Raw genomic sequence first — 14,814 nt, forward strand, 5'->3', positions numbered from 1 at the left:
TCCACACATCCCCACGATTGCGGTTACCGTGTGCGCCAGCCCTGACGACCATGACGGCCGGATCCGGCCGTCATCGGACGGGGCCCGTCACAGCTCGGGGGGTCGACGGGATGGCTGAGCGGGCAGAGCACTCCGCGGTACGGGAAGCCGTACGGGAACACGTCAGCGACCCCGTGGGGGATCGGGACCGGGGACCCGACGTGCTGGGCGCGCTGGTCCTCGGCGGCTGCGCCGTGTGGCCGCTGGTCAGCGCGGCGGGACGGGACAGCAGGCCCGAGGGCGCCCTGCTGGCGGTGCTCGCCGTCACCGCAGGATATGTATTCGGCCGGATCAGCGGGTCGCTGGTGCCGGTCGCCACCGCGTCCGTCGTGTCGGTCGGCGCGCTGCTGGCCGCGCTCGTATCGAGCCATGAGACGTTCGGCACGGCCGTGGCCGTCGTCACACCGTCCGGCGACACCGGCGCGGTCGCCGCGCTGCTCGTACTGGCGGCGGGCGCGGCCTGCTGCGCGGCCACGGCGGCCCGGCGGCCGGCCGCGCGCACGGCGCTGCGGCTGCTGGCGCCGGCGGCCGCGGGCACCGCGTCGCTGCTCGGTTCCTTCGTGGGATTCGTCGCGGCCCTCGGGGTGCTGCTGTGCTCGCTGGCGGCGGCCAGGATGCGGCGCAGGCTGTTCGCCCTCGCCGGTCTCGGGCTGGTGACGGCGATGGTCGTCGGCACGTCCTGGGCGGTCGCGGAGCGGGCGCTGCCCGAGGGGCTCTCGGTCTCGCTGGAGGGGCAGCTCACCCAGTACCGGGTGGGGCTGTGGCACGACGCGGCCGAGCTGGCGAAGGAGAATCCGTTGCTGGGCGCGGGCCCGGACCGCTTCGGTGACCTCAGCCCGACCGTCTCGCAGTCTCTGGACACCGACGGCAAGCCGCACTCGGCGCCGCTCCAGCAGGCCGCGGAGCAGGGCGTGGTGGGCGTACTGCTGCTCGGAGCGGTGTTCTGCTGGCTGCTGTACGGACTGGGGCGCTCGCCCTGCTCCACTCCGGTGGTGCTGACGGCCGGCGCCACCCTGACCGCACTGGCCGCGATGGCGAGCGTGGGCAACGCGTTGAGCTTCACACCGGTGACGGCGGGCGCGAGCCTGCTCGCGGGCCTGGCGACGGCGAGAAGGGCGGCCGGCCCGGCCTAAGCGCTGTCCCACGAAACAGCTCGGACGCCGGCGGAACGGCTCGGACGCCGAAGCGGAACGACGGCTCAGACACCCGCCGCGTTGGGCTTGGGGAGCAGCAGCAGCCGGCTGCGGATGACCCTCACCGCCGACTCGGCGTCGTCCACCGTCACCGTGAAGGTCCTGCCGTCGCCCAACTTGAGGACAAGCGCCTCCCCTCGGCGCACCACCACGGCGGTGCCCATCTCGGGACGCCAGCGGTATCCCCAGCCGCCCCACTGGCGCGGGGTGACCCGGGGCACGAAGTCCGCGTCCACGACATGCGCCAGTTCGATACGCCGACGCGGCAGTCCCATGTGGCCGCAGCGCACTTCCAGGCAGTCGCCGTCGACCCTGACCGCCACATGGACGAAAGCCAGGGTGCCGAAGAGGATCAGCAGGCCCGCCGCCACACAGCCGATGACGGACATCAGCAGGGCGGCGACACCGGACGTCCAGTTGGAGTCCACGGCCAGCACCACCCCGAGCGCGACGCACCCGGCGCCCGCGGCGGCGAGCAGCCACTGCACACGGTTGGTGGCGCGTCCTGTCCAGGTCTCGGGCAGGGGCTCGGCGCCTTGGCCCTCCTGCCGGGGGTACTCCCTCATGGCAAGCAGCGTACTCAGATTCCACCCAAGGGGGACTGTTATGACCGCCGAATGGAGGGCGACGTCACATGGTCCGGCGGTCCGGTCCTCAGTCCTTCGGCGCACCCGGAGTACTTCAGTGCACCTGGCTCACGGCGGCGAGCAGCCGCCCCTCGGCATACGCCAACGCGGGTTCCGGCAGTGCGGACTCGCGCCCGCTGAGCAGCACGGTGAGGCGCCCGGTCACCGGAACGTTCACCCCGGCGGCCCCCTGAACCGCCGAAGCCGGGACCAAACCTTCCTCGCCTTCCTCCAGCCCCGCCGGAACGGCCCGTACGCCGCCGATACGGCGCAGCGCCTGTACGGCGACCGCGCCGGCCGAGCCGTGCAGGACGACGGCCGGCAGGCCGTGCAGCCCGAGGGCGGTACGGATGCGCTCGGCGACCAGTTCGTAATGGGTGCAGCCCAGGACGACGGCCCTTACATCACGGGGGGTCAGCGCGGTGGCCGCGGCCACCGCGCGGTCGATGGCGGCCTCGTCGGCGTTGTCCACGGCGTCCGCGAGTCCGGGGCACGGCACTTCGGTGACCTCGGCGGACGCGGCGAAGTCACGGATCAGACCGCGCTGGTACGGGCTGCCCGTGGTGGCCGGGGTGGCCCAGATCGCGAAGGGCCCGCCGCCCGCCGCCGCGGGCTTGATCGCCGGGACCGTACCGATGACCGGCAGTCGCGGCTCCAGCTCGGCGCGGAGCGCGGGCAGGGCGTGTACGGACGCGGTGTTGCAGGCGACGATCAGCGCGTCGGGACGGTGTTGGGCCGCGGCCCGTGCGACGACCAGCGCGCGCTCGGTGACATCTCGTGGGGAACGGGGACCCCAGGGCATTCCGTCCGGGTCCGAGGAGAGGACGAGATCGGCTTCGGGGCACAGTCGGCGTACCGCACCGGCCGCCGCCAGCAGACCGATGCCGGAGTCCATGAGTGCGATCTTCACCCAGTCACCATAGTCGACAGCATGTGCGGTCCGGTCCATGTGGTGCAGACTGCGGCGAATGAGCACCGTTGCCTGGATCGCCGTGGGTTCGCTGGCCGCTTGGGGCTGGCTGTTGCTGGGTCAGGGGTTCTTCTGGCGAACCGACCAACGGCTGCCCGCGCGCGAGGACGGTACGGCCGGTGACGGTGCGGCCGGTGAGAGCGCGGCCGGTGGGGGTGCGCGCTACGACGGCCGCGGCCGTGATCACAGGGGCCGCCCGGAGGACGCCGACCACGACGACCCGAAGCGGTGGCCGTCCGTCGCTCTCGTCGTACCCGCGCGGGACGAGGCGGCCGTACTGCCCGAGTCCCTGCCGTCCCTGCTGGCGCAGGTCTATCCGGGCCGGGCGGAGATATTCCTCATCGACGACGGCAGCGAGGACGGTACGGGCAGACTGGCCCGCGAGTTGTCCGCGCGGTACGGCGGTCTGCCGCTGACGGTGGCCACGCCCGGCGAACCGGAGCCCGGCTGGACCGGAAAGCTGTGGGCGCTGCGGCACGGCATCGCGCTGGCCCGCGCAGGCGATCCCGAGTATCTGCTGCTGACGGACGCCGATATCGCGCATGAGCCCGACAGTCTGCGGGAACTGGTCGTCGCGGCCAGGACGCACGAACTGGACCTGGTCTCGCAGATGGCGCGGCTCCGGGTCGCGAGCGCCTGGGAGAAGCTGATCGTGCCCGCGTTCGTGTACTTCTTCTCGCAGCTCTATCCGTTCCGCTGGATCAACAGCCCGGGCGCGCGCACCACGGCGGCGGCCGGTGGCTGCGTACTGCTGCGCACGGAGGCCGCCGAGCGCGCGCGGGTGCCCGAGTCGATCCACCAGGCGGTGATCGACGATGTGTCCCTGGCGCGGGCGGTCAGGCACAGCGGGGGACGGATCTGGCTGGGGCTGGCGGAGCGGGTGGACAGCGTGCGCCCCTATCCGCGGCTGGCCGATCTCTGGCGGATGGTCTCGCGCAGCGCGTACGCGCAGCTCCGGCACAACCCGCTGCTGCTCGTGCTCACGGTGGCGGGCCTCGGAGTGGTCTATCTGGCGCCGCCCGTCGCGCTCTGTGCCGGGGTGTTCGGCGGGGACACCGCCGCGGGGTGGCTGGGGTTCGCCGCGTGGGCGGTGATGACCGGGACGTACCTCCCGATACTGCGTTACTACCGGCTGTCGCCGTGGCTGGCTCCGCTGCTGCCGTTCACGGCGCTGCTCTATCTGCTGATGACGGTCGACTCGGCGGTGCGGCACTACCGGGGCCGGGGCGCGGCCTGGAAGGGGCGTACGTACACCCGTCCCGAGACCGCGCCGGACCCCTGATCCATCGCGTGGCGGGGACCAGCTTTTCGCGCGCGGTTCACTTCCTGCCGGGCGTCCAGTTCATACCCCAGCCATAGGCGTGATCGATGGTGCGCTGCGGGCTGACTCCGCGTTCCGGTACGAGAAAGCGCGCTTCGCGCTGGACGACGAGGTCGGACCCGGTATTGGTGATCAGGGCCAGTGAGCAGACCGTCGAGGGCACCGTGCATTCCCCGAGCGCGAAGTCGATCTGGGCGCCGTGCTGCGGCTGGAGAGTGACGGTCGCGTCGAGATCGGCGAAACTGCGCGCGCCTTCGTAGATGGTCACGAAGATGACGATGCGGCGCAGCCGGTCCTTGTGGTCGAGGTTGATGGTGAGGTTCTCACCGCTGGAGACCGCTCCGGTCCTGTCGTCGCCGTCGAGATGGATGTACGGCGGCTGGTTGAGCGCGCCGAAGGCATTGCCGAGCGCCTGGACAACGCCTTTGCGTCCGTCGGTCAGTTCATAGAGGGCGCACAGGTCGAGATCGAGATCGCTGTGGTTGGCGACGGCCCGGCCGAGTTTGGCGCCCCACCCCCTGAACTGTTTACGCGTCTGCCAGTTGAGGTTGACGCGCATCGCGCCGGAGGTGCCGCCCTGCTTGGTGAGGGAGACGGACGGGGCGTCCTTCGTCAGTGTCACCTTGGTCAGCCGTACGGGTGCGGGTGCCGGAGCCGGTGCGGCGGGTGCCGGAGCCGGTGCGGCGGCGGGCCTCGTGGGGCGTACAGGCTCGGCGCGTACGGGCTCGGGGCGTACGGGCGCCGGGCGCGCGGATGCCGGGGCCGCCGGGGCGGTGCGCGGCGCCGGTTCGTCGTCGACCGAAATACCGAAGTCCGTTGCCAGGCCCGCGAGTCCGCTGTCGTACCCCTGTCCCACCGCCCGGAACTTCCAGCTCCCCTGGCGCCGGTACAGCTCACCGAGGAGGAACGCCGTCTCGACGGTCGCGTCCTGGCTCTCGTACCGCGCGATCTCGGCGCCGGACGTCGCGTCCAGGACTCTCACCCGCAGGCCCGGCACACGGCCGAAACCGCCGCCGTCCGCCGAGGCCGCCAGCACGATCCGCTCGACGGCGGGCTCGACCCGGGCGAGATCGACAGCGAGCGTGTCCGTGACACCGTCCGCGCCGGTCCGCTTGCCCTCGTGGCGTACCGCCCCCGACGCGTGTGCCGGCTGGTTGTAGAAGACGAAGTCCGCGTCCGAGCGGACCTTTCCCGACACCAGCAGGAGCGCCGAGGCGTCGACGTCCGGCACCCCCGGTCCTGAACGCCATCCCAATTCGACCCGGACGGCCTGCGCCTGTACCGGAAGATTGGCTCCCTTAAGCATGGACATGCTCGCCCCCATCGCGAGTCGGGGTGTCCGAAGATTACGTGCGGCCAACCTAATCGCTGGAACGCCCGACGGACCTCCGGGATCCGCCGTAACCCCCCGCTAGCCTGCCCTTTACACGATCCGAACACCATCGGACGACCGTTTTTCCCATGTTCGCTCGCATTGGGGATCCGAAGTCACCCACAGCTCCCGAAACAACCCCCTTATCGGACTCCCCAACCGGCACATGGTGGGCTTAACTTATGTTCTATGACCTCCCCCCGCGCCACCTACGGCGGCGGTTACTACACCGCGCCGTCGTTCCCGGACACCCCGATCTACGACTCCCTGGTCGCGGAGCGGGGCACGCCTCAGATCGCCCCGATCCGAGTGCCTTCCGCCTACGACACGGGCAACAGCTATCTGCCGGCTCTGCCCGCCGCGCTGCCCGCCCTCCCGGCGGGGCCTTCCCCGTCGGCTTCCTCGTACTCCTCGTACGGGGGCGGCTACCAGCAGCAGCCGGCGCCGGGGCCCATGCCGCTCCAGCACGCGCCCGCGCCGTACATCCCGCAGCAGGCTCCGCCCCGCGGCTACCCGGGCCAGCAGCCCCAGCAGCAGGCGCAGCCGCAGCGTCCCATGCCCGGTACGGGCTACGAGGCGATGCGTCCGGCGGCGCCGCGTCCGGTGCCCGCCGCGCAGCCTCCGCAGTACGACGACCCGTACAACCGGCCCTACCAGCCGCGGGGGTACTGACAGCGCGGGGAGGTTGACAGCTCGGCCGTATCGACCACGCGGGCGTATCGACGGGCATGGGAGTACCGACGGGCACGCGAGTACCGACGGGGGGTACCGACCCGCTGTGCGTTCGGGTAGCTGGCAGGATGGCCGTATGCCGAAGCCAGCCACTCCCGTTCTGCACGCCCTGCGGATCCACCCGGTCAAGTCGATGGCCGGTTGCACGCCGGACAGCGCGGTCGTGGAGCCCTGGGGGCTTGCCGGGGACCGCCGTTGGACGCTGATCGACGCGACGGGGAAGGCGGTCACACAGCGCCAGCGGCCGCGCCTGGCGCTCGCCCGCGCGGAACCACGGCCGGACGGCGGGATCCGGCTGACCGCACCGGGAATCGGCCCGCTGGTCATCGGTGTGCCGCGGGCGGACGACACCGTGGTGGCGGAGATCTTCGGGACCAAGGTCGAGTCGGTGCTCGCGGGTCCTGACGTACGCGACGCGGACGATACGCGGCAGGACGTACACCGGACACTGAGCGGGTACCTCGGGGTGGAGGTCCGGCTCGTACATCTCGATGATCCCGCCGTCCGCCGGCCCGTCGACCCGGCCTACGCGCGGCCCGGGGAGACGGTGAGTTTCGCGGACGGGTTTCCGCTGCTCGTGACCACGACCGCGTCGCTCGACGCCCTCAACTCCCTGATCGCGCGCGGGGATCACGCGGACGAGGGCCCTCTTCCCATGGAGCGGTTCCGGCCGAATCTCGTGGTGGCCGGGGCGAGCCCCTGGGAGGAGGACGACTGGCGGCGTATCGCCGTCGGTGAGGTCACCTTCCGGGTGGCCAAGCCGTGCGGCCGGTGCGTCGTCACCACCACGGACCAACGCACCGGCGAGCGCGGCAAGGAGCCGCTGCGCACCCTCGGCCACTACCGCCGGTTCGGTGGCAAGTTGGTCTTCGGGCAGAATCTCGTCCCCGAGTCCACCGGCACGCTCCGGGTGGGCGATCCGGTGACCGTTCTCGAATGACGCGCACCCTTCCCGGACACCCGTTCGCCCCGGCGTGACACCGGCGCGAAACCCGCCCGTCACAGGAACACCACCCGGCATCCGGCGTATTACGTGCACGGGGCATCGAGGTGAGCTTGCTCTCTCTTGCCGTCTTTCGCGGGTAAACCTCGCTTCCCGCGGCTAGGACGGACACGGGAAGGAGGTGTGGGACTGTGCGCATCATCGTGGGACTCTGGCGCTGGCGGCGCAATCCCCTGCGCCGAGGCACCGATCTCGTGGAGGCGTGGGTCGCGCTGACGGCGGTGCTGCTGTTCGCCCTCGCCACCCCCGCCGTTGGCTGGATCTGCGGCAGCACCATTGACGCGTCACTGCGGAACACCGTAGGCGCCCAGCACGAGCAGCGGCATCGCACGACCGCCGTGGTCGTCGGCCGCGCGGCGGACCACCGCCACATCGCATACGACGCCGAGTCGGTCTCGGATCACCCCTCGGGCACCCGCGTGACCGCCAAGTGGTACGCGCCGGACGGCAGCGCGCGCACCGGCACGGTCTCCGCCCCGCTGCGAAAACCGCGCGCCGGCGACACGTTCGGCATGTGGACCGACCGGAGGACGAACAAGCAGGTACGGGGCCCGATGAACGCGACCAGCGCGCGCGTTCACGCGGTTCTGGCCGGATTCGGCGCGACGGCGCTGGCCGTCGGACTCGTGGAGTGCGCCCGGCGGTTGATCATATGGCGGCTCGTACAGCGGCGCTACCAGCGGCTCGACCGGGCCTGGGCCGCGACCGGTCCCGACTGGGGACGTACCGACGCGGGCAGCTGAGACGATGTCTCCCGGCAGCTGAGACCAGTCGTTCGCGTCAACTCCGCGCCGCCACGCGCGCTACGGTGGTGCCGCCCGGTCGCCGTTGCGCCGGGGTCCGGGGCCGGTACCCGGGACGGCAGAGCACGCGCACACGCACGAGGTGGGGGCACAGCAGCGCCATGGCACAGGGCACGGTCCAGGTGACGCACACCGGAACATCGCGTTGGCGGCGCCGCACAGGCGAATACGCCTCCCTCGCCGGGGCCCTGGAGGCCGCCGGTGACGGCGATGTCCTCACGATCGCCCCGGGCACCTACCGGGAGAATCTCATCGTCACGCGAGCGGTCACGCTGCGCGGCCAGGAGGGCTCGCTCGGCTCCGTACGCATCGCGCCCGCCGACGGGGTGCCGCTGACCGTGCGCGCCTCCGCCACCGTCCAGGACCTGCATGTGGAGGGACAGGACTCGGCGGCCCCCGCGCTGCTCGTCGAGGACGGCACCCCCGAGCTGTCGGACCTGCGGATCGTGACGCGTTCCGCGGCCGGCCTGGAGGTGCGCGGCGCGGCGCGCCCGACCGTCCGCCGCTGCACCGTCGACAATCCGGCCGGGGTCGGCATCGGCGTACTCGACGGGGCGGGCGGGGTGTTCGAGGACTGCGAGATCGTCGCCGCGGGACAGTCCGGTATCTCCGTGCGCGGCGGCGCCCATCCGCGGCTGGAGCGCTGCCGGATCCATCACGCCTCGGGCTCGGGGCTGTCCGTCACCGGCGAGGGCAGTGGTCTGGAGGCGGTCGGCTGCGAGGTGTACGAGATCAAGGGCACCGGCGTGCAGATCGCGTCCCGGGCCGCGGCCCATCTCACCGACTCCTCCGTGCACCGCACCTCGGCGGACGGGATAACCCTGGACACCGACGCCGTACTGACCCTCTCCGACTGCGACATCCACGACATCCCGGAGAACGCCGTCGATCTGCGCTCCCGCTCGGTGCTGACGCTGACCCGCTCGACTGTGCGCCGCTTCGGCCGCAACGGTCTCTCCGTCTGGGACCCGGGCACACGCGTCGACGCCAACCAGTGCGAGATCCACGACAGTACGGGCGACTACCCGGCCGTCTGGGTCAGCGACGGCGCGACCGTCGTGCTCGACTCCTGCCGGGTGCATGACGTGCCCGACGCGCTCTTCGTCCTCGACCGCGGCTCGCGCGCCGATGTCGTGGACACGGACATCTCGCAGGTGCGCAACACGGCGGTGTCCGTGAGCGACGGGGCCACCGCGCAGCTCGACGACTGCCGGATCAGGGAGGCGTCCACCGGGGCCTGGTTCCGTGACCACGGCAGCGGCGGCACGCTCAACTCCTGCACCATCGACGGTGTCCAGACCGGGGTCATCGTCACCAAGGGCGCCGATCCCACCATCGAGCGCTGTACGGTCACCTCGCCCGCCGAGGCCGGCTTCTACGTCTCGGCCGAGGGCCGGGGCACGTTCCACAGCTGCCGGGTGACGGGCAGCGGCGGGTACGGCTTCCATGTGATGGACGGCTGCCGTACGACACTCACCCGCTGCCGTACGGAACGGTGCGCGCGCGGCGGGTACGACTTCGCGGAGGACGGGCCGACCGTCGAGGACTGCACCAGCGACGAGAGCGGCGTGCTGACCCCGCCGACGCCGTCCCTGGAACCGTCGGCCGTGCTGACCGCGACCCAGTCCACCGGGCTCCTCGGCGCGGTCCCGGCGCAGAGCGCCGCGGCGCGGACCTCGGACCTCACCCCCGAGGCGACCGCTCCCGCCCGTGCCTCCGAGGCCGTCCTCGGCGAACTCGACTCGCTCGTCGGCCTCGACAGCGTCAAGCGCGAGGTCCGCGCGCTCACCGACATGATCGAGGTCGGCCGCCGCCGCAAGGAAGCGGGCCTCAAAGCGGCGTCCGTCCGCCGCCATCTGGTCTTCACCGGCTCCCCCGGCACCGGCAAGACGACCGTGGCCCGGCTGTACGGCGAGATCCTGCACTCCCTCGGAGTGCTGGAACGCGGCCATCTCGTGGAGGTCTCCCGGGTCGACCTGGTCGGCGAGCACATCGGCTCGACCGCGATCCGTACGCAGGAGGCGTTCGACCGGGCGCGGGGCGGTGTGCTGTTCATCGACGAGGCCTATGCCCTCTCCCCCGAGGACTCGGGCCGGGACTTCGGCAAGGAAGCCATCGACACGCTGGTGAAGCTGATGGAGGACCACCGGGAGGCGGTGGTGGTGATCGTCGCCGGGTACACCGCCGAGATGGAGCGGTTCCTGACGGTCAACCCCGGTGTCGCGTCCCGGTTCTCACGGACCATCACCTTCAGCGACTACGTGCCCGAGGAACTGCTGCGGATCGTGGAGCAGCAGTCCGAGGAGCAGGAGTACCGGCTGGGCGAGGGTACGGCCGAGGCGCTGCTGAAGTACTTCACGGCGCTGCCCAAGGGGCCCGCCTTCGGCAACGGCCGTACCGCGCGCCAGACGTTCGAATCGATGGTGGAGCGGCACGCGGGCCGGGTCGCCCAGCTGCCGGAGACCAGCACGGACGACCTGACCCTGCTTTACGCGGACGATCTGCCCGAACTGCCCTGACTCTCGGGCTCCCGCTCGCCGCGCTGCCCCGGCAGCGCCGCCGGCGGCAACCGGTCGAGCAGCGCGGCGCGTTCCTCCGCGAAGACCGGGTCCGCCTGGTAGTCGGAGTGGCCGAGGATCGGCTCGGGCAGCGGGTGGAGCACCGTACGGCTGTAGGCGAGCGGGTCCTTCAGCGGTCCGCGGTCGACCTCCGGGCGGTCGCCGTCCTCGGGGACACGGACCGGGCCGCCGATCGGGTCGGTGGACCGCCACAGATTGCGCCAGCAGTGCACCTCCTTGCTCAGCTGCCCCAGCCGCTCGGCGCCGAAGTACGCGGGGAACCAGCGGCCGTAGAGCCGCTCCAGCGGTGAGCCGTACGTCAGCAGCGCCACGCGGTGGCGGGTGGCGGTACGCAGCTGCCAGACGGCCGCGGCGGCCAGCACACTGCCCTGGGAGTGGCCGGAGAGTACGAGCCGGCCGCCGGTGCGACCGGTCCAGGAGAGGATCCGCCAGGTGAGGTCGGGGACCGCGCGCTCGGCGTAGCAGGGCGGGGCGAAGGGGTGGGCCGCGCGCGGCCAGAACGTGCCGACGTCCCAGAGGATGCCGATGGTGCGCCGGGCGGAGGCGTCCCGGTAGGCGCGACGGCCCCAGGTGATGAAGAGCAGGAAGCCCAGACCGACCAGCCAGGAGCCGATCGACTGCGCGGTGTCGGCCACGGACTCGACGAAGGAGTCGGTGCCTTCCGCCGCCTCCCCCGGCACCTGTCCGCTCAGCCAGGACCCGGCGACGGCGCCCGCGCCGAGCAGCAGGGAGGCCCCGGAGACGACTCCGACGAGCCGGGGTGCGTAGTCGGTGAGCTCGGCCCTGGCCCGCACGCCCGCCACCTGGCGGGTACGGAGGGGGTCCGCCGTCTCCTTCCCGTACTCCCGCTCCACCAGTGGGGCCAGCCGGCGGGCGGCCCGTACCGTACGGATGCCGAGGACGGCCACCGGGATCAGCAGCAGTACGAGCAGTACGGGAATGACCGAGGCCTGCCAGCTCAGCAGTACCGGCGGGCCCACGATCGCGCCCTCGCCCGTGCCGGGGGTGGCGTCCCCGTCGAGCCAGTCGGCGACGCGCTGGGCGACGCCGCCGGTCATCACCCCGCCCAGGGCGCAGGCGAGCATCGCGACGGCGGGTCCGCCGAGGCCTCGCATCGCGATCCGTGGATGCGGCGCGCGGCGGTGCAGGACATGAGCCGTGACGGCGAGCACGACGATCAGGGCGATCTGTGCCAGGGCGAGCACCAGGAAGGACACGTTGCCGGGGAGCCCGCCGGTGGAGACCCAGCCGGGTCTGGACCAGGCGGCATGGACGACGGCCAGGGCGAGCGCGCCGAGCGCGGTGGCGGGCAGGGCGCTGATCAGCAGTTTGTCGAGGGAGCCGTCGCGCTTGCGCTCGCTGCGGCCCCGGCTGCACACCACCCAGAGCACAACGGCCGCGCACCCGGCCAGCATTGCCTGGAGCAGCAGCCCGAGCAGATCGAGCGTGCCGCTGTCGGCGCTTCGGTCGTGGTCGGTGGCCGCGGCCGTGAGCGCGGCGGCGACGGTGAGGAAGCCGGCGGCGGTGTGGGCGGCGCGGAGGCGGGCGACCAGCCGGCGTCCGTACCAGAAGCCGGGGCGGCCGAGGGCGGGCCGTACCGTCACCGGGTCGTCGCTCGCGGCCCGGCTCTCGTCGGCGGCCGGAGCCCCGTCGGAGCCCGGAGCCTCGTGCGTGGCGGCGGATTTCTCGGCTTTGTCGCCGGAGACCCCGCCGGTGGGCTCGGCGGGTTCGCCGGTGGGCTCGTCGGTGGGCTCGTCGGTGGGCGGGCGCTGGGCCTCGTACGCGCTCCACGTCCGGTTGGAGAGGTACCACAACAGCACCACCAGCGCCGTGGGCACCACGGCTGCGAGGGCCAGCCGGCGCCCCGGCTGCGACCACCAGCCGTGCCGCTCCGGCGACAGGAAGCCGAGCCAGGAGCGGTCCGCGACACACCGCGCCGATCCCGCGCACTGCCACGCCGTCAGATCGAGCGCGACCTCGCAGGCCGCGGCCGTCAGCAGCACGGTGAGGGTGAGGGCGACCAGCCGTACCAGCACGCCGTACAGCCGCTGCGACCTGCCCAGGCCCTTCGTGGCCGGCCGCATCCAGTGCGCGAGGTTGACCACCATGAACGGGAGCAGCAGCAGCCACAGGGCGCGCGAGCCGTTGCCCGAGGTGAGATTGGACCAGCAGTACGCCTCGGGGACCGGCCGCCCCTGGTAGCGCTCGGGGTGGAGCTCGGCGTCCACGTCATCCGCGCGCCGGTACACGGCGGCCGTCTCGTCTCCGGTGATCCTGACCGTACGCGGATCGTCCAGCATCTTCTGCGGGGTGGCCCCGCCGACGCCGTGGACCAGAAGTTCGAGCGCGGCCGCTCCGCTCCGCGGCTCCGGATCCGGTGTTTCTGGGGACACTTCGGTGGCTCGCTCTCGGAAGGACTCGGTACGACGGCGGGGCCGTCGCGTCGCGTTCCGGCCCTCACTGAACCTCCCCTCCCCCCAGCCCCGTCAACCACTGCGGCGGGCGCCGGAACCGCGTGGGAGGATGAGGCCCCTGACGACCGAACACGACGCGGAAGGACCGGCCCTGCGGTGAGCGACAACCAGAATCTTCTCGCGGAGCAGCGCCGTGCCCTGATCCTGGACGAGGTGCGCAGGCGCGGCGGGGTCCGGGTCAATGAGCTGACGCGCAGGCTCAGCGTCTCCGACATGACCGTGCGCCGCGATCTGGACGCGCTGTCGCGCCAGGGTGTCATCGAGAAGGTGCACGGCGGCGCGGTGCCGGTGGTCGAGGCCAGTACGCACGAACCTGGCTTCGAGGCGAAGTCGGCGCTGGAGCTGACCGCCAAGGAGGACATCGCGCGGGCGGCGGCGGCCATGGCGGTACCCGGCAGCGCCATCGCGCTGTCCGGTGGTACGACCACGTACGCCCTGGCCCACCATCTGCTGGACGTACCGGATCTGACCGTGGTGACCAACTCGACGCGGGTCGCCGATGTGTTCCACACGGGCCAGCGGGCCGCCGGGGGCGCGGGCGGCCAGCGGCCCGGGGCGGCCATGGTGGTGCTCACCGGAGGGGTCCGTACGCCGTCGGACTCGCTGGTCGGTCCGGTGGCGGACCAGGCGATCCGCTCGCTCCACTTCGATGTGCTCTTCCTCGGCGTGCACGGCATCTCGGCCGAGGCCGGTCTGTCCACCCCGAACCTCGGGGAGGCGGAGACCAACCGGCACTTCGTACGGTCCGCGCGCCGGGTGGTGGTCGTCGCCGACCACACCAAGTGGGGCACCGTGGGGCTGAGTTCCTTCGCTTCGCTGGAGCAGGTCGACACGCTGGTGACGGACTCGGGGCTGTCGGCCGCGGCCCGTGAGGAGATCGCCGAGTATCTGCCGGGGCTGGTGGTGGCGGGCGAGTCCGAGGCGGCGGAGGAGCCGCCGGAGAGCGAGTCCACGGACCGGTCCGTACCGCAGGACGACTGAGCGCGCGCCCGCGGCCCCCGCCCGCGCAAGGTCCGTGCGGTTCGGTCTCCGCGGTCCGTGCGGTTCGGTCTTCGCGTTGCGGTCCGGTCCGCGCGGTGCGGTCCGTGCGGTCCGTGCCGTCCGTGCGGCTTACGATCACCGGGTGAGCGCCTTCCGGATCGACCGCACCTCACCGCTGTCCGCCGAAGAGGTCTGGCGGCGGCTCACCGACTGGCCGGCCCACGCGGACCAAGTACCGCTGACGAGGATCGCCGTGCTGACCCCGGGCCCCACCCGCACCGGAACCGTCTTCGTCGCCCGTACCGGACTCGGTCGCGCCGGGTTCGACGACCCGATGGAGGTCGTCCGCTGGCGGCCGCCCGCGCCGGGCGTCCCCGGCCACTGCCGGCTGGAGAAGCGCGGCCGGACCGTCTTGGGCTGGGCCGAGATCCACGTACGGGAAGCGGGCGGCACGACGCGGCTGCGCTGGGAGGAGGAGCTGCGGATCGGTCCGCTGCCCCGGCCGCTCGACCCGCTGACCGCGCGGGCCGGACGGGCGGTGTTCGGCCGCGTCGTCGACCGGCTGCTGCGGGGTTGAGGGTTTGTCCACCACGCGCGGTGTCGGCTGAGGGAGCGTCAACTGTCGCTCTGCGGGCCGGACATGATCACTCCCACGGTGACCTTCACATCCCTCGCTCGTTTTGCCTGTTGAGCAGCGCCGAGCAACGACGCGTCAGCACAT

Annotated in this window: 12 protein-coding genes; 8 read left to right on the forward strand and 4 right to left on the reverse strand. The window is 72.3% G+C overall.

Annotation, left to right across the window (positions count from 1 at the left end):
• Nucleotides 1-110: 110 nt before the first annotated feature.
• Nucleotides 111-1,172, forward strand: coding sequence for an O-antigen ligase family protein (locus tag ACFRMN_RS05955; protein ID WP_383013897.1), 1,062 nt, complete (start codon nucleotides 111-113; stop codon nucleotides 1,170-1,172).
• Nucleotides 1,173-1,237: 65 nt separating this feature from the next.
• Here the strand turns inward: ACFRMN_RS05955 and ACFRMN_RS05960 are convergent, their stop codons facing one another.
• Both ACFRMN_RS05960 and ACFRMN_RS05965 read right to left on the reverse strand, forming a co-directional pair.
• Nucleotides 1,238-1,798, reverse strand: a complete 561-nt coding sequence (locus tag ACFRMN_RS05960) for a hypothetical protein (protein ID WP_383013901.1) — start codon at nucleotides 1,796-1,798, stop codon at nucleotides 1,238-1,240.
• A gap of 115 nt (nucleotides 1,799-1,913) precedes the next feature.
• Complete coding sequence (locus tag ACFRMN_RS05965) at nucleotides 1,914-2,768, reverse strand: glutamate racemase (protein ID WP_383013904.1); 855 nt, start codon at nucleotides 2,766-2,768, stop codon at nucleotides 1,914-1,916.
• A 58-nt stretch (nucleotides 2,769-2,826) separates the two neighbouring features.
• Between ACFRMN_RS05965 and ACFRMN_RS05970 the strand changes: the two genes are divergently transcribed.
• On the forward strand, nucleotides 2,827-4,110 hold the full coding sequence (locus ACFRMN_RS05970; protein ID WP_383013907.1) for a glycosyltransferase: 1,284 nt from the start codon (nucleotides 2,827-2,829) through the stop codon (nucleotides 4,108-4,110).
• Between the two features lie 37 nt (nucleotides 4,111-4,147).
• Here the strand turns inward: ACFRMN_RS05970 and ACFRMN_RS05975 are convergent, their stop codons facing one another.
• Complete coding sequence (locus ACFRMN_RS05975) at nucleotides 4,148-5,455, reverse strand: TerD family protein (protein WP_383014531.1); 1,308 nt, start codon at nucleotides 5,453-5,455, stop codon at nucleotides 4,148-4,150.
• Nucleotides 5,456-5,710: 255 nt separating this feature from the next.
• Here ACFRMN_RS05975 and ACFRMN_RS05980 point away from each other — a divergent pair, with 255 nt between their 5' ends.
• The 4 genes from ACFRMN_RS05980 to ACFRMN_RS05995 all read left to right on the forward strand — a co-directional run bounded on the left by ACFRMN_RS05980 (nucleotide 5,711) and on the right by ACFRMN_RS05995 (nucleotide 10,578).
• A complete protein-coding gene (locus ACFRMN_RS05980) occupies nucleotides 5,711-6,193 on the forward strand; it encodes a DUF6643 family protein (protein ID WP_383013911.1) in 483 nt (160 codons plus the stop codon).
• A 136-nt stretch (nucleotides 6,194-6,329) separates the two neighbouring features.
• On the forward strand, nucleotides 6,330-7,193 hold the full coding sequence (locus tag ACFRMN_RS05985; protein WP_383013913.1) for an MOSC domain-containing protein: 864 nt from the start codon (nucleotides 6,330-6,332) through the stop codon (nucleotides 7,191-7,193).
• A gap of 194 nt (nucleotides 7,194-7,387) precedes the next feature.
• Nucleotides 7,388-7,999 carry a hypothetical protein gene (locus ACFRMN_RS05990; protein ID WP_383013916.1) on the forward strand — a complete coding sequence of 204 codons (612 nt, stop codon included), beginning with the start codon at nucleotides 7,388-7,390 and terminating at the stop codon, nucleotides 7,997-7,999.
• Between the two features lie 161 nt (nucleotides 8,000-8,160).
• Nucleotides 8,161-10,578 carry a right-handed parallel beta-helix repeat-containing protein gene (locus tag ACFRMN_RS05995; RefSeq protein WP_383013919.1) on the forward strand — a complete coding sequence of 806 codons (2,418 nt, stop codon included), beginning with the start codon at nucleotides 8,161-8,163 and terminating at the stop codon, nucleotides 10,576-10,578.
• Here the strand turns inward: ACFRMN_RS05995 and ACFRMN_RS06000 are convergent.
• On the reverse strand, nucleotides 10,548-13,031 hold the full coding sequence (locus ACFRMN_RS06000; RefSeq protein WP_383013922.1) for a hypothetical protein: 2,484 nt from the start codon (nucleotides 13,029-13,031) through the stop codon (nucleotides 10,548-10,550). The genes ACFRMN_RS05995 and ACFRMN_RS06000 overlap by 31 nt on opposite strands.
• A 177-nt stretch (nucleotides 13,032-13,208) precedes the next feature.
• On the opposite strand from ACFRMN_RS06000, the gene ACFRMN_RS06005 reads away from it, so the two are divergent.
• Both ACFRMN_RS06005 and ACFRMN_RS06010 read left to right on the forward strand, forming a co-directional pair.
• Nucleotides 13,209-14,093 (forward strand): DeoR/GlpR family DNA-binding transcription regulator, encoded by an 885-nt coding sequence (locus ACFRMN_RS06005; RefSeq protein WP_383013925.1) that lies wholly within the window; start codon nucleotides 13,209-13,211, stop codon nucleotides 14,091-14,093.
• Between the two features lie 142 nt (nucleotides 14,094-14,235).
• Nucleotides 14,236-14,670 carry an SRPBCC family protein gene (locus ACFRMN_RS06010; RefSeq protein ID WP_383013928.1) on the forward strand — a complete coding sequence of 145 codons (435 nt, stop codon included), beginning with the start codon at nucleotides 14,236-14,238 and terminating at the stop codon, nucleotides 14,668-14,670.
• Nucleotides 14,671-14,814: the final 144 nt, after the last annotated feature.

The sequence above is a fragment of the Streptomyces sp. NPDC056835 genome (assembly GCF_042789485.1).
GTDB lineage: Bacteria > Actinomycetota > Actinomycetes > Streptomycetales > Streptomycetaceae > Streptomyces.